The 18,084-nt window shown below is 46.8% G+C and carries 17 protein-coding genes; 13 read left to right on the forward strand and 4 right to left on the reverse strand.

Annotation, left to right across the window (positions count from 1 at the left end; genetic code table 11):
- The first annotated feature begins 58 nt into the window (after positions 1-58).
- The 5 genes from cysD to KJS94_RS04565 all read left to right on the forward strand — a co-directional run bounded on the left by cysD (position 59) and on the right by KJS94_RS04565 (position 5,432).
- Positions 59-907: a sulfate adenylyltransferase subunit CysD gene (gene cysD, locus KJS94_RS04545; protein WP_239804293.1), complete on the forward strand. Its 849-nt coding sequence runs from the start codon at positions 59-61 to the stop codon at positions 905-907.
- 44 nt (positions 908-951) lie between these two features.
- Positions 952-1,797, forward strand: a complete 846-nt coding sequence (locus KJS94_RS04550) for a DUF2490 domain-containing protein (RefSeq protein ID WP_214446130.1) — start codon at positions 952-954, stop codon at positions 1,795-1,797.
- 19 nt (positions 1,798-1,816) lie between these two features.
- The gene (locus KJS94_RS04555) at positions 1,817-3,307 is read left to right on the forward strand and encodes a TSUP family transporter (protein ID WP_214446131.1); all 1,491 of its coding nucleotides are present in this window, start codon (positions 1,817-1,819) and stop codon (positions 3,305-3,307) included.
- Positions 3,308-3,343: 36 nt separating this feature from the next.
- Complete coding sequence (locus KJS94_RS04560; protein ID WP_214446132.1) at positions 3,344-4,591, forward strand: sulfate adenylyltransferase subunit 1; 1,248 nt, start codon at positions 3,344-3,346, stop codon at positions 4,589-4,591.
- Between the two features lie 151 nt (positions 4,592-4,742).
- Entirely contained in the window at positions 4,743-5,432 is a 690-nt protein-coding gene (locus KJS94_RS04565) for a cell division ATP-binding protein FtsE (RefSeq protein ID WP_214446133.1), read from the forward strand.
- Here KJS94_RS04565 and KJS94_RS04570 read toward each other — a convergent pair.
- The 3 genes from KJS94_RS04570 to KJS94_RS04580 are packed head-to-tail and all read right to left on the reverse strand — an operon-like array spanning position 5,413 to position 8,643.
- Positions 5,413-6,534, reverse strand: a complete 1,122-nt coding sequence (locus KJS94_RS04570) for a glycosyltransferase (RefSeq protein ID WP_214446134.1) — start codon at positions 6,532-6,534, stop codon at positions 5,413-5,415. The two genes, KJS94_RS04565 and KJS94_RS04570, sit on opposite strands and share 20 nt — an antisense overlap.
- A gap of 2 nt (positions 6,535-6,536) precedes the next feature.
- Entirely contained in the window at positions 6,537-7,625 is a 1,089-nt protein-coding gene (locus tag KJS94_RS04575; protein ID WP_239804294.1) for a glycosyltransferase, read from the reverse strand.
- 10 nt (positions 7,626-7,635) lie between these two features.
- Positions 7,636-8,643, reverse strand: a complete 1,008-nt coding sequence (locus tag KJS94_RS04580) for a Gfo/Idh/MocA family protein (protein ID WP_214446135.1) — start codon at positions 8,641-8,643, stop codon at positions 7,636-7,638.
- Between the two features lie 128 nt (positions 8,644-8,771).
- Here KJS94_RS04580 and rpsO point away from each other — a divergent pair, with 128 nt between their 5' ends.
- The 7 genes from rpsO to KJS94_RS04615 all read left to right on the forward strand — a co-directional run bounded on the left by rpsO (position 8,772) and on the right by KJS94_RS04615 (position 15,257).
- Positions 8,772-9,044 (forward strand): 30S ribosomal protein S15, encoded by a 273-nt coding sequence (gene rpsO / locus KJS94_RS04585; RefSeq protein ID WP_214446136.1) that lies wholly within the window; start codon positions 8,772-8,774, stop codon positions 9,042-9,044.
- A gap of 158 nt (positions 9,045-9,202) precedes the next feature.
- Positions 9,203-11,365, forward strand: coding sequence for a polyribonucleotide nucleotidyltransferase (gene pnp / locus KJS94_RS04590; protein ID WP_214446137.1), 2,163 nt, complete (start codon positions 9,203-9,205; stop codon positions 11,363-11,365).
- A 61-nt stretch (positions 11,366-11,426) separates the two neighbouring features.
- Entirely contained in the window at positions 11,427-12,251 is an 825-nt protein-coding gene (prmA, locus tag KJS94_RS04595) for a 50S ribosomal protein L11 methyltransferase (RefSeq protein ID WP_214446138.1), read from the forward strand.
- 62 nt (positions 12,252-12,313) lie between these two features.
- The gene (plsY, locus tag KJS94_RS04600; protein WP_214446139.1) at positions 12,314-12,976 is read left to right on the forward strand and encodes a glycerol-3-phosphate 1-O-acyltransferase PlsY; all 663 of its coding nucleotides are present in this window, start codon (positions 12,314-12,316) and stop codon (positions 12,974-12,976) included.
- A 91-nt stretch (positions 12,977-13,067) separates the two neighbouring features.
- On the forward strand, positions 13,068-13,874 hold the full coding sequence (locus KJS94_RS04605) for a M48 family metallopeptidase (protein WP_214446140.1): 807 nt from the start codon (positions 13,068-13,070) through the stop codon (positions 13,872-13,874).
- A gap of 145 nt (positions 13,875-14,019) precedes the next feature.
- The gene (locus KJS94_RS04610; RefSeq protein WP_214446141.1) at positions 14,020-14,685 is read left to right on the forward strand and encodes a YdeI/OmpD-associated family protein; all 666 of its coding nucleotides are present in this window, start codon (positions 14,020-14,022) and stop codon (positions 14,683-14,685) included.
- A 53-nt stretch (positions 14,686-14,738) separates the two neighbouring features.
- Positions 14,739-15,257: a class IV adenylate cyclase gene (locus KJS94_RS04615; RefSeq protein WP_214446142.1), complete on the forward strand. Its 519-nt coding sequence runs from the start codon at positions 14,739-14,741 to the stop codon at positions 15,255-15,257.
- Positions 15,258-15,260: 3 nt separating this feature from the next.
- On the opposite strand, the gene dnaG is transcribed toward KJS94_RS04615, so the two are convergent.
- Entirely contained in the window at positions 15,261-17,201 is a 1,941-nt protein-coding gene (gene dnaG / locus KJS94_RS04620; protein ID WP_214446143.1) for a DNA primase, read from the reverse strand.
- 111 nt (positions 17,202-17,312) lie between these two features.
- Here dnaG and KJS94_RS04625 point away from each other — a divergent pair, with 111 nt between their 5' ends.
- Positions 17,313-18,074 (forward strand): tRNA threonylcarbamoyladenosine dehydratase, encoded by a 762-nt coding sequence (locus KJS94_RS04625; protein ID WP_214446144.1) that lies wholly within the window; start codon positions 17,313-17,315, stop codon positions 18,072-18,074.
- Positions 18,075-18,084: the final 10 nt, after the last annotated feature.

Raw genomic sequence — 18,084 nt, forward strand, 5'->3', positions numbered from 1 at the left:
ATCGTTAGTTAACATACCTGCTTTCCCCAGGATGCTGGAAGATGAAAGCATTTACATCATGAGAGAAGTAGCTGCACAATTTGAGCGTCCAGCCTTATTGTTCAGCGGTGGTAAGGATTCCATTACCCTGGTAAGGTTGGCCCAGAAAGCATTCTGGCCAGGCAAGATCCCTTTCCCTTTATTGCATGTGGACACCGGGCATAATTTCCCTGAAACGATCGAGTTCCGCGACTGGCTGGTGAAGGAAACAGGTGCCGAGCTGATCGTTCGCTACGTGCAGGACAGCATTGATGCAGGAAAAGTAAAGGAAGAGACAGGTAAATACGCCAGCCGCAACGTTCTACAGACCGTAACCCTGCTGGACGCGATCGAAGAGTTCAAATTCGACGCCTGTATCGGGGGAGCCAGAAGGGATGAAGAAAAGGCAAGGGCAAAGGAAAGGATCTTCTCCGTAAGGGATGATTTCGGTCAGTGGGATCCCAAGAAGCAACGCCCCGAACTCTTCGACTTGTTGAATGGCAAGATCAACCTGGGTGAGAATGTAAGGGTATTTCCCATCTCCAACTGGACCGAACTGGATGTGTGGACCTATATCAAGGAAGAAGGATTGGATATCCCTTCCATTTATTTCTCCCATCGTCGTCCGGTCATTGAAAGGGATGGTATGATCTGGCCGCATAGCGATTTCCTGAATACATCGGCAGATGAACTGCCATTTGAAGAAACGGTAAGGTTCAGGACTGTTGGGGATATGACCTGTACGGCAGCAGTTGCCTCCAGCGCCAATAATATCGATGACATCATTCGCGAGATACTTGCGGCCAAGATCTCGGAAAGGGGTGCAAGGATCGATGATAAAAGAAGCGAGGCGGCTATGGAACAAAGGAAGAAGGAAGGGTATTTTTAACCATGGATGTTTTCGTGATAAGCCCTATGGAATTTGCCACCAATTTGGATAAAAATACAGAAAGAAGGCTGGCCTTCTTATTTCGTGCTACCAAAACAGTACTGATCAATGGCCCGATATTCTTATTTGTACTGATCAATGGCCCGATATTTTTATTTGTACTGATCAGCCTGTTTTTCTCAGCTGGGGTAAAGGCCCAGCGAATAACAGAAAAGCATCAGTTGGGCTGGTATGCACTTAACCTGGATTACTTTCCAGGCAAACAATGGGGCTTGCATGTAGACCTGAATAACCGCAGGGAGGATCTGGTCAAGGCAACGGTACAAAACCTGTTGAGGTTGGGAGTTAATTTTAAGCCCAATGAAAAAATCATGTTCAGGGTAGGATATGCTTTTGTAGAGAATAATCCATATGGTGAGTACCCTATTAATTCGTTTGGAAAAAAGTTTACCGAGCACAGAACCTACCAGATGGTATTTTTTTATGAGCATCATGGAAAGCTTGAGGTAAGTCACAGGATAGGACTGGAACAACGATGGGTAGGAAGATATAGCAGCGCAGAGTTGGAACGACAGGATGAATTCAATTATGTTAACCGGGCCAGGTACCAGATAAGGCTGATTTACCCGCTTCAGAAAGACACTAAGAAGGGGCGCTATCCTTATCTCACCGCCTATAATGAAGTATTCCTTGGCTTTGGAGGAAATATCAGGGAGAATGTTTTTGACCAGAATAGGTTGGGATTCCTTATTGGGCAAAAATTCAGCAAGCAGTTCAGATTGGAAGCTGGCTATATGAACCTTATCCAACAGTTACAAAGGGAAGTGAATGGTAACAATGTTTTCCAACATAACAATAACCTTACAGCGGTCATTTATATTAATATTTGATTGAATCAACTATCAACAGATGCTTCAAACAGTAAACAGAAATAATCTTTATCCGGTTTTCCTGAAGTTGGATGCCTTGAACCTGCTGGTAGTAGGGGGAGGAGAAGTTGGGGAAGAGAAGCTCAATTCCCTGCTCAAGTCTTCACCCGATGCAACCATTAAATTGGTGGCCATTGAGATCAGGGATTCCATCAGGGAGATGGCTGTTAACCATCCCGGTCTTACCCTGGTTGAAAAAGCATTTGAGCCTTCGGACCTGGAAGGCTATGACCTGGTAATAGCTGCCACTAATGATAAGGATCTGAACCAACAGGTGAAACTGGCGGCCACTGATGCAGGCATACTGGCGAATATTGCCGACACCCCTGAACTTTGTGATTTTTACCTTGGCAGCATTGTGAACAAGGGCGACCTGAAGATCGCGATCTCCACCAATGGTAAGTCACCAACCGTAGCCAAGAGGCTGAAAGAATTGCTCAATGAGGCCATTCCTCAGGAAATGGACCAGGTGCTGGAAAATATGCACACCCTGCGCCAGAGAATGAATGGGAATTTCGCGGAAAAGGTCAAAAAGCTGAATGAGATCACGGGTGTATTGGTTGCGGATACCCATCCCCGTAAGGTGAGTGCGGAATACCACTGGAAAAAGATCGCCAGCCGGCTGGTGTGGGTATTCGCCATAATGGTCATTGGCCACATCATTCTTTCTTCCACTCCTTTGCCACCGGTAGGGGAAATATGGGCCAATACAAAGGATTATATCACCGCCGAATTCATGGTATTCGTTCTGGCCGGATTCCTGGCACAGTTGGTAGATGGCTTATTAGGTATGGGCTATGGTGTTACTTCCGCTACTGCCCTGATCACAGCCGGCGTCAACCCGGTCTCGGTGAGTGCAGCCATCCATACCTCTGAGATCTTCTCAGCCGGCGTGAGCGGTTACAGCCATTACAAGTTCGGTAATGTAAACAAGAAATTATTCAGGCACCTGGTGATACCCGGTGTCCTGGGCGCCATATTGGGAGCGGCATTGCTAGTCCTGCTGGGTGAGCATGCAGGCAAATGGTTGATGCCTGTTATCGCATTGTATGCGATGTTCCTTGGTTTCAAAATATTCTCCAGGGCCTTCCAGCTGCAGATGGCCAATGGAAAGATCAAACGCGTAGGCTGGCTGGCCTGGTTTGGTGGTTTCCTTGACTCCTTTGGCGGCGGGGGCTGGGGCCCGATCGTAACCAGTACCCTCATCTCAAAAGGCAGGCATCCCCGTTACACGATCGGCACGGTAAGCCTGACTGAATTCTTTATCACCCTGGCCAGTGCAACCACCTTCTTCGTAACGGCCGGTGTTGGCCATTGGCCGGTTGTGGTAGGCCTGTTGATCGGCGGTACCATTGCAGCTCCGCTGGCCGCAAGGCTGGCAGGTAAATTACCGGCCAAGACCATGATGATTGGGGTGGGTATCATCGTTATGATCTGGAGTATCAGGTTGATCATTCGTTCATTCATGTAAACAAATTTTTTCCAGTTAATAGTTAATAAAAAGACCATGGATATTTTAAGAATTGCTACAGCAGGAAGTGTGGATGATGGAAAGAGCACCCTTATCGGGCGCCTTCTCTATGAGACCAATAGCATCACCCAGGATAAACTGGAAGCTATTGAGAAAGCAAGTAAGAGAAGGGGAGTGGATTATACTGACCTGTCCCTCCTTACCGATGGACTCATTGCAGAAAGGGAACAGGGGATCACCATTGATGTAGCGCATATCTACTTCTCTACCCCTAACCGGAAATATATCATTGCTGACACCCCGGGCCATTTTGAATACACCCGCAATATGATCACCGGTGCCAGTAATGCGCAGGTGGCCATCATCCTTATTGATGCGAGGAACGGAATAGTGGAACAGACCCACCGTCACTTCTACATCACCCAACTCCTTCGTATCCCTTATGTGGTGGTGTGTGTAAATAAAATGGACCTGGTGAACTATTCGCAGGACCAGTTCAATGCCATCAGGGAAGAGTTCCAGCAATTGTTTGCCAAAGCCAACTTCAAGGACCAGGTATTGCAGTTCATTCCTGCTTCCTCCCTGTTTGGTGAGAATATTGCCCACAGGGGCACCCAAATGGAGTGGTATGATGGCCCATCATTACTGGAATACCTCGAAGGGATCGAATGGCATAGCAAAGAAAACCAGTGGTCGGCTCGTTTCCCGGTACAGTATGTGGTCAGGCCAAAATCAGAGGAATGGCACGATTTCAGGGGCTTTGCCGGTAAACTCTCCAGTGGGGTCTTGAAGAAAGGTGACAGGATCATTGCGTTGCCATCCATGCAAGAGTCCACCATAGATAAGATCTACCGTTTTGAAGAGGAATTGGAACAGGCCGAATCAGGCGATAGTGTAGTGGTGACCCTGGACAGTGAGATAGATATCAGCAGGGGCGATATGATCGTTAAAAAGGAAGAAGTAGTAGAGCCGTTGAAGGAAGTAACAGCCAAGATCTGCTGGCTCGACCAGTCACCATTGAAAGTCGGCAAGAATTACCTGCTGCAACATGGTTCCAACAGGGTGAAATCCAAGGTTACCAACCTTTTCAGCAGTATAAACGTGATCGATTACCAAACCATTGAAGATGTTTCCGAGATCGGCCTGAATGAGATCGGTTTCATATCTGTGAAAACGGCCAAGCCAATCTTCGCAGAACCCTATGCTAAGAATAAGCGCAATGGTAGTTTCATCCTCATTGATGAGGGAACCAATAATACAGTGGGAGTTGGCTTCATCAGTTAAACATACCTTCCAATGCAGTAGAACGGTTGTATCCCAGTGGTACAACCGTTTTTTTTGGAAACAGGGGAGAAAGGCGCATTTTTATGAAGGCCTTGAATAAAGTTCAGGGCATATTCTGTTATTTTTGTTCCATAACCCAAAACAGCAATCCATGGCCGAAAAGATCATAGAGCTTAGGCATGCCAATATATACCAGGGAAATAACCTGATCCTCCAGGAAGTGAATATTACCATTAACAGGGGTGAATTCGTTTACCTGGTGGGTAAGACCGGAACCGGTAAATCCAGCCTGTTGAAGACACTGTACGGAGATATCCCCCTTAAGGAAGGAGAAGGAACCGTTGTAGGATTCAACCTTAAGGAGATGGATTGGAAAAAAGTTCCTTTCTTAAGAAGGAACCTCGGGGTCGTTTTCCAGGATTTCCAGTTGCTGACCGATCGTAATGTGAACGAGAACCTGAAATTCGTATTGAAAGCCACTGGCTGGAAAGATGAAAAGTTGATGGATGAAAAGATCGCAGATGTACTGGATAAAGTGGGCCTTAAATCCAAAGGCTTCAAAATGCCTTTTGAAATGAGTGGAGGTGAACAACAGCGTGTGGACATAGCAAGGGCATTACTGAACTCCCCCAAGCTGATCCTTGCCGATGAACCGACCGGTAACCTCGACCCGGAAACATCAGATGAGATCATGCAATTGCTGTTCCATATCAGCCGCGACTATGGCGCTGCCGTGGTAATGGCCACACACGATTATATTGTGATCAACAAATATCCTGCAAGGACCCTAAGGACGGAAAGGGGCAGGGTAGAAGATAATGCTAGTGTAAATATTCAATAAGCTTCCTGATATTAACGGATGTATCGAATAGAGGCTCCAGGATCTTTTTCCGGAGCCTTATTTCTTCTTCCCCGAAAGGCAACCGGTAGAGTTGGGCAATGATCCGCTGCATCGCAGCAGTGGTATCGGCTATATGGCAGGTAGGTTCAAAACCGGTAGATGCAACAGATGCCTGGTTGACCACAACATGTCTTCCGTTGAAAAGAGCATTGAGTAGTTTCAGTTTCACTCCCGTTTCATTGAAAGATGGAAGGATATTGATCTGGGCCTTTGCGATGAGGTCGTTCATTTCCTTTTCATCCGGATTGGCCACCAGGCAGGTATGGCTTTGCACGTGGGCAACCCTTTCCAATCTGGAGGAGGGATCCTTTCCTGCTATTACAAAAGGAATGGCCATATTCCTGAAGACCTCTTCCAATAACCATAAGGCAGCCTTTTCATTCTCGGCTACAGCCAGGTTGCCATGATAGAGGCAGAAAGTACCGATGCCTTCCTGCGATCTCACCTTGTCATTGGGAAGAAACGCCGGCAGGGTATGCACATCCTTCGCTGCATATGCTTCTTTGTAGTAATGGGTATCCTGCTCGGATAAGCTCAGGATAGTGGCCCTTGAAGCCAGTTGCTTTTCATATTGGTGTAATAACCTGCTTTCATTCAGGTAATAGGCTTTCTTAAAAAAGGACCTTTCAGCTTTATAAAGATGGTGGTAATACCTGCTTTCTACATTGAACAAACGTACAACCACCTTCCTGTTGCGGAAGCGTTCATCATGCAACAAATAACTGGTGTGGATCCCTTCCAACAAAATAGGATGGTCATCAGCCGCCAGCCTTTCCAGCAGGCTGCAATCAGACCTTGACGCTACTATGTAAGGCATTTGGAAGGAAAATCCCTTATGTCCTTCCCTTCTTTGGTAATAATAAACTTCCTTACAAAACTGGTTCAGTATGGGTTGCTGTCCCCGACCATACTCAAAGCAATGCAGGATAATGTCAAATCCTTCCGCATGAAGGGCCTTAATGGTGCAAAAAATATCAATGACCCCACCGTAATCCAAAGGATAGGGCACATCATGGGCTACTATATGGAGCGTTCTTTTCAAGTTTAATCCATTTGATGGTAGAAGTCAAGCAGGATAGCTTGCTCCTTTTGCCAGTTAAGTTCCTGCCTCAGTCGGAGGCAATTTTCCTGCAACTGCCTGTATAGGGAAGCATCATTCAGTAACCCCTTTACGGTTCTGGCAAGGTACTCAGGGCTTAACTCATCCAAAAGAACAGCAACAGGGGCTTCTTTGTTTAACCGGGCATAAACAGGATAGTTGACACAGACCTGGGGAGTGGCGGCATGGAAATAATCAAAGAAGCGGTTGGCAAGGGAATAGTAGTTATTCAGACCTTTTTTCTCGAAAAGGGTGAAACCCAGCTTTGCGCGCATCGTGATCTTGCGGAGTTGCTCTGGCAGGATCCTGCCTTTGAATACTACCTTGTCCTCAACGCCATACTTCCTGACCAATTCCCTGGTCTGCTCCATAAAATTTCCGTCGCCGCAGATCCACAAGGGCGTATCGATCCATTGCATGGCAGGGATCAACACTTCAAAAGCCCTTCCTTCATTAACTGCACCCTGGTATAAAAGATAATTGTCCTTTTCTATGGAGAAAGCCTCTTCTATAAGTACCGGTGAATTCCGGATAACCCTGTAATTAACGCCGTATTTTTTATTGAATATCTCTGCAATTACTTGATTTACAGTATATCCATATTTAAATCGCGGTAAATACCAGGACTCAATAGCAGACCATATTTTATGGATAATTGGCCTGCTGACCACTTCTTTCATCTCACAAAAAAGTTCATGGGCATCATAGACCCTTTGTTTACGCCGCAGGAAGGACACCCAGAAATTCGGCATTATGGTATCCAGGTCAATTGCGCAGAAAAGGTCAGCAGGTTGGAACAAGAGCCAGAAAAACAGGCGAAGGTTATATTCGAGGTAGAATAGTTTGCCAGAAGGGAAAAAGACCCGCAGTCTCTGCTGGCGGAAAGGTTTATCCCGCAATGGATTGGAGGATCGATGCAGCACGCCCACCAGGGTAACGCGGTAACCTGCATTGGCCAGGCTGGTACATATCCTTTCCATCCGCTGGTCGTGGTTGAGGTCATTGGTTACCGAAAAAATTACCCTTTTATTCATATCAGCTTCCTTACCGGCGCATTTTAAAATAGATCTCTTCGATCAGTTGTACGGATAGCACCCCTTCAGCAGGATCCATATAGGCGGCACCATTTCCCTCAATAGAGCGGATCACCGAGTCGTATACCTTGGAATGGTTTTGCATAGAACCCTGGTAGAAACCATACTGGTTGGGGAGGGGAGAGGATTCCAATTCCGGCTGGTTCAGCCCTTCCACTTCAAACCAGGTCAATTCATTGAGGTAGGCTCCCCCAATTTTAACGGTACCTTTTTCCCCGAATAAGGTTATGGAACCTTCCATATTCTTTTGGAAGGTATTGAGGGAATATTGGATAGTACCCTGCGCACCATTTTCCATTTCTAACACAACTGTTCCCGTATCCTCAAAATCAATCAGGCCATAGTGCAGGAAATTTCCCCCCCTGGCCGCTATTATTTCCGCCACATCACCCATCCACCAGCAGACCAGGTCTATAAAATGGCTGAACTGGGTAAACAGTGGCCCCCCATCCAATTCGAGGCTGCCCCTCCATTGGGACTCGCTGAAATACCTGGCCGGACGGTTCCAAAAACAGTTCACCTGGAAGGCATGGATCTTTCCCAACTGGTTGGTATCCAATAATTTTTTAACAAACAAAACAGGGGCATTGAAGCGGTTCTGTTTAACTACAAACAATTGGCGGCCAGTATCCTTGGCAACCTCAACCATGGCCCTTGCATCGGCGGAATGGATGGCCATGGGCTTCTCGCAAAGTACATGGCAACCAGCCTTTAACCCAGCTATGGTATGGGCGGGATGCAGTCCATTTGGGCTGCTGACAACCAGAATATCCACCTTTTCAGAAGCCAAAAGGGTGGTAATGTCATCATAAATGGAGGCTTGGGTTCCACTGGCCAGGATGGCAGCAGCTTCAGGGACAATATCACAGACCGCCACCAGCTCACCACGGCTGGCAATCTCTGCGGCATGCTTTTTGGCAATATGTCCACATCCTACTATGGCGAAACGATAGGGCATTTAATGGTAATAATCCGGCAAAATCCAAAAAAAATGGCATTCGGCAAGCTGTTTGAAAAATATTTCCCTTAATTTTGCAGCCAAAATAAGAAGATACAATTATTGGATGTTTTTCAAAAAAAGAAAAGATGCCTTACTTAACTAAAGAAAAAAAAGCCACAATTTTCGCAGAATTTGGTGGCAATGCTGCAAACACAGGTTCAATTGAAGGGCAGATCGCTTTATTGACTGAGCGTATCAGCTCAATCTCCAAGCACCTTCAGGCCAACAAGAAGGATTTTTCTACCCATCGCGGCCTGATGCAAATGGTAGGTAAGCGTAAGCGCCTGTTGACCTACATGAGCAAGCATAACCTGCAAGGTTATCGCCAACTGATCGAAAAACTCGGTATCAGAAAATAAGTGGCTTCATGATATTATTAACTATTCCCAACTGATCATTCCGGTTGGGAATAGTTTTTTTGCATGCAGTTACTTTTTGTTCAAAACAGCATTGTTAACCACAGGACAGGACTACAACAATTCCCGCCTTTTGATCCTGTTACTGTAAATTAGAATCTATGTTATCACAACCTATCAATGTAACATTCGACATAGGTGGAGGACGCATGGTTACCATTGAAACCGGTAAGCTTGCCCGCCAGGCCGATGGTTCGGTTACTGTTCGTCAGGGCAACTGTATCCTGCTGGCTACAGTTTGCGCCACTAAGGAACCCAAGGAAGGACAAAGCTTCTTCCCCCTGACCGTTGACTACCAGGAAAAATTTGCTTCCGCCGGCCGTATCCCCGGTTCTTTCTTCAAGCGTGAAGGAAAACTGAGCGACTACGAAGTGTTGATCAGCCGCCTGATCGACCGTGCGCTTCGCCCTTTGTTCCCTGAAGATTATTTCTGTGATGTACAGGTATTGGTTACGCTGGTCTCCAGCGATCCTGAAGTGATGCCTGACTCACTGGCCTGTCTTGCTGCTTCTGCAGCCCTGGCTGTTTCAGATATTCCCATCCAGGAGATCATTTCTGAAGTACGCGTTGCCCGCGTGAATGGCGAAATGATCATTAACCCTTTCCGTTCTGAACTGGCCAATGCCGATATGGATTTCATCATCGGTGCAACTGAGAAGAACATCATGATGGTGGAAGGTGAATCGAAGGAGTGCTCAGAAGAAGACCTGATCAAGGCCATTGAATTCGCCCATGATGCCATCCGCATGCAGGTAAAGGCGCAAGCCGAACTGCGTCAATTGGTTGGTGTTACTACCAAACGCGATTATCCTAAGCCTGCACAGGATGAGGAACTGCGTGCCAAGGTAACAGCCTTTGCAAAGGATAAGGTTTACCAGGTATCCAAGAGTGCACTGGCCAAGCACCAGCGCAGCGAGCAGTTTGAGCAGATCGGCACTGAACTGATGGAATACCTGAAGGCTGAATACAAAGTGGAAGAGGGTGCAGAGCTTGATGCCAGTGTCAAGAAGCTGGCCAAGAACTACTATGCGGACCTTCAGTACTATGTAGTTCGTGACATGATCCTGAATGACAAGGTTCGACTGGATGGCCGTGGACTGGACGAAGTTCGTCCCCTGGCTATGGAAGTGGATGTATTGCCTTCCCCACATGGAGCTGCTTTGTTCACCCGTGGTGAAACCCAGTCCCTGACTACGGTTACCCTGGGTACCCCATTGGATGAGCTGCTGGTGGAAAGTGCGGCAAGTTCACAATATTCAAAGTTTATCCTGCATTATAACTTCCCGCCATTCTCAACCGGTGAAGTGAAGCCAATGCGCGGCCCCGGCCGTCGTGAAGTGGGTCATGGCAACCTGGCCATGCGTTCACTCAAGCAAATGATGCCTGGCGATGATTTCCCTTACACCGTTCGCGTGGTAAGTGATATCCTGGAATCAAACGGTTCTTCCTCTATGGCAACCGTTTGTGCCGGCTCCCTGGCCTTGATGGATGCGGGTATCCCCGTTCCCAAACACGTTTCCGGTGTTGCAATGGGACTGATTACCAAGGATGGCAAGTTTGCCGTATTGACAGATATCCTGGGTGATGAAGACCACCTGGGTGATATGGACTTCAAAGTAACCGGTACCCGTGAAGGTATCTGTGGTGTACAGATGGATATCAAGGTAGATGGCCTTAGCATGGATATCATGCGCCAGGCCCTCGAGCAGGCCCGTCGCGGACGACTGCATATCCTTGAGGCCATGTATGCTGCCATCAATGAAGCCCGCAGCGATGTGAAACCTCATGCACCACGTATGGTGAAACTGTTCATCGATAAGGAATTCATCGGTGCAGTGATCGGACCAGGTGGTAAGGTGATCCAGGAGATCCAGCGTGAAACCACTACCACCATCAATATTGAAGAGAAGAACAATATGGGTGAAGTGAGCATCTTCGGTACCAAGAAGGAAAGCGTTGACCGTGCGGTTGCCTGGGTAAAGGGGATCACTGCTGTACCAACTGTTGGCGATACTTACGAAGCTACCGTAAAGTCTATCCAGCCTTATGGTGCTTTCGTGGAATTCCTCCCCGGCAAGCAGGGCTTGCTCCATATCTCTGAAGTAAGCTGGAAGCGTTTGGAAACGCTCGATGGCGTACTGAAAGAAGGAGATGTGGTGAAAGTTAAACTCACAGGAACAGATCCGAAGTCCGGTAAATTCAAACTGAGCCGTAAGGTTCTGTTGCCTAAGCCGGAAGGTCAGGGTCCCAGGCAGGGAGAATAATTACCAGAATCTTTAAATACTTACAAACCCCGATCTATGGTCGGGGTTTTTATCTTATAGCATGGAGTATTATCAGCAGGTGTCCATCACCGTTAGCAACACTGAAACCCGGGAGATCCTGGTGGCATTATTGGCAGATGCAGGATATGAAGGATTTGTGGAAGAGCCGGGTATCCTGAAGGCCTTTATTGCAGAATCCGCATTTGACCAGCAGGTACTTGATCAACTGGTTCAACCCTTTGCACAGGCCTATGAACTCGAAAGGATCATGCAACGCAACTGGAATGCGGAATGGGAATCCCAGTTCCAACCAGTGGCAGTGGGTGATTTTTGTGCCGTAAGGGCCGATTTCCATGAACCGATAAAGGGAGTGCGCCATGACATCATTGTTACCCCTAAAATGAGTTTTGGTACAGGACACCATGCCACTACCTACATGATGCTGGAAGCCATGCAAGAGGAGGATTTTAACGAAAAGAAAGTATTGGACTTTGGGACCGGCACCGGCGTATTGGCCATTCTTGCGGCCAAATTGGGAGCGTCCACTGTCAAGGCCATTGACAACGACAGTTGGAGTATAGAGAATGCATTGGAAAATTTTGAGCGTAACAGTGTGAATGGGCAGGTTGACCTGGAAAAGGCTGATACCATAACAGGGGAGGAACAATATGATATCATTCTGGCCAATATCAATAAGAATGTCATCATATCACAACTGGATATCATTTGTAAACATTTGCGCCCGAATGGAGTGCTCATCATCAGCGGATTGCTCCAATCTGACACACCAGACCTTCAAAAGGCAATAGCCCTGCATGGTTTATCGTTATTACATTCATTTGAACGAAATAGCTGGATTTGCTGGAAGCTTGGTGTTAAAGTGTAATACGATAGGATTTTTTAAACACTGTTTTCATTATTTTTGAATTCCAACTTAACCCATCGTACATGAAAGAGGCTCTGCTGATATTATTGGCCTATCTTATCGGCTCTATCCCTACTGCTTTGTGGGTGAGCAGATCTTTTTTTGGCATCGACATCCGTGAATATGGTTCAGGTAATTCCGGGGCCACTAATACCTTTCGTGTACTCGGTTCCAAATGGGGAACCTTCGTAATGATCATTGATGTGTTAAAAGGATTGATCGCGGTTAAACTCGCACTCTTACTCCCCAATTATATGGAGAATGAACTTGCACTTACCAACCTACAGTTAGGATTGGGAATGGCTGCAGTGCTGGGACATATCTTTCCCATATGGGCAGATTTTAAAGGGGGCAAGGGAGTGGCCACATTGTTTGGACTCGTGATCGGCATTTCCCCCTGGACGGCTCTTTGCTGTTCCGGCGTGTTTCTTTTGGTGCTCTACCTTACTCGTTTTGTTTCACTCAGTTCCATTCTGGCCAGTATCGCCTTTCCCGTATTCATCCTGATCATCTTCAATGTAGACAACCATGCCTACAGGGTATTTGCTGTAGTGGTTGCCCTGATGGTTATCCTAACCCACCAGAAGAACATCAGCAGGATCCTTCGTGGCAGCGAAAGCAAAGTACCCATCCTGAAATACCGCGACCGCCGCAGGCAGCGTCGCCGCAACGACGATTCCAAGTAATTTATTCTTTCATTTAACCTTTGCTTGTGCCGGTTGTCTTATTATTGGTACAAGAATTGGATAGTTTTGTCAACCATTTAACCTTTCGAGCATGCGTAGGATATTGACCATTGGTCTCTTGTCGTTAGCGCTGGCATCATGCAGCAAGAACCCAATTACGGGAAGGAACCAGCTCACCTTGTTTTCTGAAACTGAGATCCAGGGTATGGCTAGCCAGCAATACAAGCAGTTTCTGAGCCAGAATAAGATTGTCGCCACCAATGTGAGCAAAGACGCTGAAATGGTAAAAAGGATCGGGCAGCGTATTGCTACTGCCGTTACCAACTATTATACCCAACAAGGCCTATCCAAGGAATTGGAAGGATATCAATGGGAATACAACCTTATTGACTCCAAGGAAGCCAATGCCTGGTGTATGCCCGGCGGTAAGATCGTCGTCTATACAGGCCTGTTACCTATTACCCAGAATGAGGCAGCACTTGCGGTAGTGATGGGGCACGAAATAGCCCACGCCTTGGCCAAGCATGGCAATGAAAGGATGAGCCAGGGCATGGTCCAGCAATTGGGAGGGGTAGCCCTTTCTGTTGCCATGGTCAACCAACCTGCACAAACACAAAGCCTCTTTATGAACGCCTATGGTCTTGGATCACAGTATGGCGCGATCCTTCCTTTCTCCAGGAAAAATGAACTGGAAGCCGATAAATATGGCTTATTCTTTTCTGCCATGGCAGGCTATAACCCGCAAGAAGCCATCCCTTTATGGGAAAGGATGGCCAAGGCTTCCGGTGGCAATAAGCCCCCGGAATTTGCCAGTACCCACCCTGCTGAAACCACCAGGATTGAAAGACTCAGGGAATTAATGCCGGAGGCCCTTAAGTATTACCGCCCGGTGAAATAAGGAAAACAGATAATCAATTATTGTAATAATCTAGTCCCGCTGGCCATTCAGCGGGATTTTTATTACCGTTTTCTGCCATTTCAGGAAGGAAATCATTAAATTTGCATCCCGCTTTATATTTCCCTTTTTGAAAAAAGTTTAAGGCATGTCGCAGAATTTATTCGAAAAACTCCAACTGAAAGACGAAAAAAATCTGCTCATTCAGGGTCTTCCGTCATCAATAGAAAAACAATTCAGCAAACTGGCTTTCGCTAAGAATGTTACCCCTTTGCTTAAAAGCAGGAGGATTGATTTCGCCCTTGTTTTTGCGATCAACGAGAACCAACTGAATGGGATCCTGAAGGATGTCCTGCCGGCCTTGAACGAAGGTGCAAAATTCTGGGTAGCCTATCCCAAATCAACCTCAAAGATCGTTACGGACCTTAACCGCGATTGTAGTTGGGACCTCATCACCAATGAAGGTTTTGAGAGTGTTAGCCAGGTTGCATTGGACCATGTGTGGACAGCCCTCCGCTTCAAGAAGGCCGAAAATATAACGATAATGACAAGGGCAAGTGCCAACGGCGGCAAGCCAGCCGCAATAGAAGGAGTGGATCATGAAGACCGTATCGTAACCCCACCGGACGACCTGAAGATACTTTTCAAGAAGAATAAGACGGCACTGGCTTCCTTTGAAAAATTGTCCTTCACGAACAAGAAAGAATATGTTCGCTGGATCAATAGTGCACGCAAGGAGGAAACACGCAAATCCAGGCTTGTGGCTACCGTTGAAATGCTGGAAGCAGGGAAGAAGAACCCCTCTGAAAAATAAACAATTGATCTTTTTTGCTGAAAGGTTTGCTATAATTGCAAACCTTTTTTCTTATGACTTTCACAAATATTGAAATCAAGGCAAAGACGAATAACCTTGGCCAGATCAGGAATTGGCTCCAGACCAATAATGCAGAATTCAGGGGAACTGATCGCCAAAAAGACACCTATTTTAAAGTTCCCTACGGCCGATTGAAGCTGAGGGAAGGCAATATCGAAAACAACCTCATCTACTATCAGCGCAGGGAGACAACGGGCTTAAAGCAATCGGATTTCCAACTTAGTCCTGTTGGTGATTCAGTGTCCCTTAAGAATATTCTCGACTCCGCCCTGGGTATACTTATTGAAGTAGAGAAATCAAGGGAGATCTATTACATCGGTAATGTAAAGTTCCACCTCGATGAAGTGCCGGGACTCGGGCATTTTGTTGAAATAGAAGCCAGCAACAAAGAGATTTCCCTTGTAGTGGATGACCTGCGCAGTCAATGTTCCTTTTACATGCAATCTTTCGGCATCAGTGAACAAGACCTTATTGCTGCTTCCTATAGCGATATGATGCTGAATAACAGGTAAGGGTCATCGTACGATCACGGTACCAAGGTCCTTTAAGAGGTCTTTTTCCATTTGCTTCAATGCCTGATGCGTTTGCAATAAAACCATTTGGTCTTCGATGGAATGGGGAAGCCCAAGGTCTTTCTGGTTCTGTTCGATCAGCCGCTTGATCTTACGGAGCTTGAGGTAACCCAAGGTCGATATAACCTCTTCCCTATAGGTATCATCCCTGCCTGGAACCGGCAGGCGGAATTTTTGCTTCCATTTTTCGCTCACTTCATAACCGAACTCCAACAATGAAACTACAATGGCACTCATTTGCTGGTCTTCATGGTAGAAGAAATTTTTGGCAGTAGGTTCAAGGCCGGCATCATACCAAAGTTTATAGGTCTTGATCACCTCCAGCAATTGCTGGTTATCGAAGAGGTCATCATCCACCAGTTCCTCAAAAATATGTTCTGCCACTTTCTTATGGTCATCCCATGGCTTGAGCCCAAACTCGATCAGCGACCTAACTACCGCCCTTTCCTGGAGTTCATCTTTCAGTAAAAGCTGGAAGCCTTCATCTGTATCAACAGGATGCGACTCCTCATAGGGTGGTATTTCGGGAGGGCCGGGCTCCGCTGCAGCCATTTTGTTCTCCAGCTTGGTTACTTTTTCGCGGATGAACTTATTCACCAGGGCATTCAGTCCTTCCTCTTCAATCTTCAGGAGCTGGGCACTTTGCCGGATATAATCCTGCTGCCGGGTAAAATCTTCGGCTTTATTGACCTTTGAGATGGTTTCAGCGATCTGGTTAACAACAGCCGCTTTCTTCTGGCTGTCATTGCCGGCATCCTGCATGGCCACCTCCAGCTGGAAGATGATAAAGTCTTTCTTGTTCTCTGCAACAAAATCCCGAAAGGCCTGGGCGCCAACCTTGTTTACATAACTATCAGGGTCCTCATTGTCAGGGATCAGGACCAATTTCACATTCAAGCCTTCTTCAAGGGCCATATCCAATCCCCTCAATGCGGCTTTCACACCCGCCTTATCGCCATCATAAACGATCGTAAGGTTATTGGTGTATTTCTTCACCAGCCTTAACTGGTCGGTCGTAAGGGAGGTACCCCCGCTGGCGACCACGTTCTCGATCCCTGCCTGGTGAAGGGAGACCACATCGGTATAGCCTTCCACCAACAAGCACTCATTGTATTTATCAATTACCTGCCGGGCGAAGTACATGCCGTAGAGGATCTTGCTCTTGACATAGATCTCATTCTCCGGCGTATTGATATACTTTGGGGCCCTGTCGTTCTTCTTGATGATCCTGGCCCCGAAACCAATGACCTTACCGGTGGTATTATGTACGGGAAAAATGATCCTGCCCCTGTAATTGTCCACCAGTTCCTCATTGCGCAAGGCGGCAAGACCTGATTTGACCAGGTAATCTTTGTTGAACTGGTTATTCAAGGCTACTGTGACGAATGCATTCCGTTCTTCCTTGCAATAACCGATCTGGAATTTCCTGATGATTTCTTCATTGAAGCCCCGCTCTTTCAGGTAGCTCAACCCAATGTCCTGGCCTTCGGTGGATTCAAATAAGACCGTTGAGAAATACTTCTGTGCAAAACCATTCAGGATATAAAGGCTATCGGCCAGTTGTTGCTGGGCACGAACCTCCGCACTCACTTCCGTTTCTTCTACCTCCACATTGTACCTGTTCGCCAGCCATTTGAGGGCCTCTACATAAGAGTATTTCTCATGCTCCATCAGGAAACTGATGGTGTTGCCACTTTTGCCGCAGCCAAAACATTTATATATTTCCTTATTAGGGGAAACAGTAAAACTTGGGGTCTTCTCGTTATGGAAAGGGCAGAGACCTAGGTAATTGGTTCCCCTTTTCTTCAGCTTTACAAAACTTCCAACCACATCGATGATATCTATCCTGCTGAGAATCTGTTGTATGGTCTGCTGCGTGATCAATGGAAACGGTTGAACCGGCAATTTACAGATAAGTTGGCTGTTTGGGTAATCCAAAAATTCCGGTCGCCCCAATCCTAAAAATCTCTAATCTTGCAGCCGAAATTGTAGCATATGATACCTTATTGGATGTCGCGTACCCAACTCTTACTGGGTGATGATGCCGTTGAGAGGCTGATGGGCAAGAACGTATTGGTGGTTGGCCTGGGCGGGGTGGGTGGTATATGTGCCGAAATGATCGCCAGGGCAGGGGTAGGTAAAATGACCATTGTGGATGCAGATGTAGTGGACCTGAGCAATTGTAACCGGCAAATTCCGGCCCTTCATTCCAAGGAAAAAAAGCTGAAGGCAGAAGTAATGGCAGAACGGTTAAAGGATATTAACCCCAACCTGGAATTGACAGTATACCCAGAATACATTAAGGACGAAAGGACCGTTGAGATCCTTACCTCACAACCTTTCGACTATGCCGTTGATTGCATTGATACCTTATCCCCCAAGGTATTCTTCCTGAAATCATGCGTGGAATTAGGCATCCCCGTGGTGAGTTCACTCGGGGCAGGGGGTAAGGTAGATCCTTCAAAGGTGGAAATAACGGATATCTCCCATACCTACCAATGCAACCTCGCCCGTTACGTGCGCAAGTACCTGCACAAATTGGGAGTGAGGAAGGGGATTACCGTGGTGTTTTCCCCCGAGGAGGTAGACCAGGACAAGATCATTGAAACCGAAAAGGCCTATCCCAAAAAATCTATCATCGGTACCATTTCCTATATGCCGGCAATCTTTGGCTGTATGTGTGCCAGTGTAGTGGTGCGGGAATTGTATGGCCAAAAGGTAGCCTTGCCCAAAAAGAAGAAAAAGGACAGGAACTAATGAAAAAGTC

It is taken from the genome of Flavihumibacter rivuli (assembly GCF_018595685.2).
In the GTDB taxonomy this organism is placed as follows: domain Bacteria; phylum Bacteroidota; class Bacteroidia; order Chitinophagales; family Chitinophagaceae; genus Flavihumibacter; species Flavihumibacter rivuli.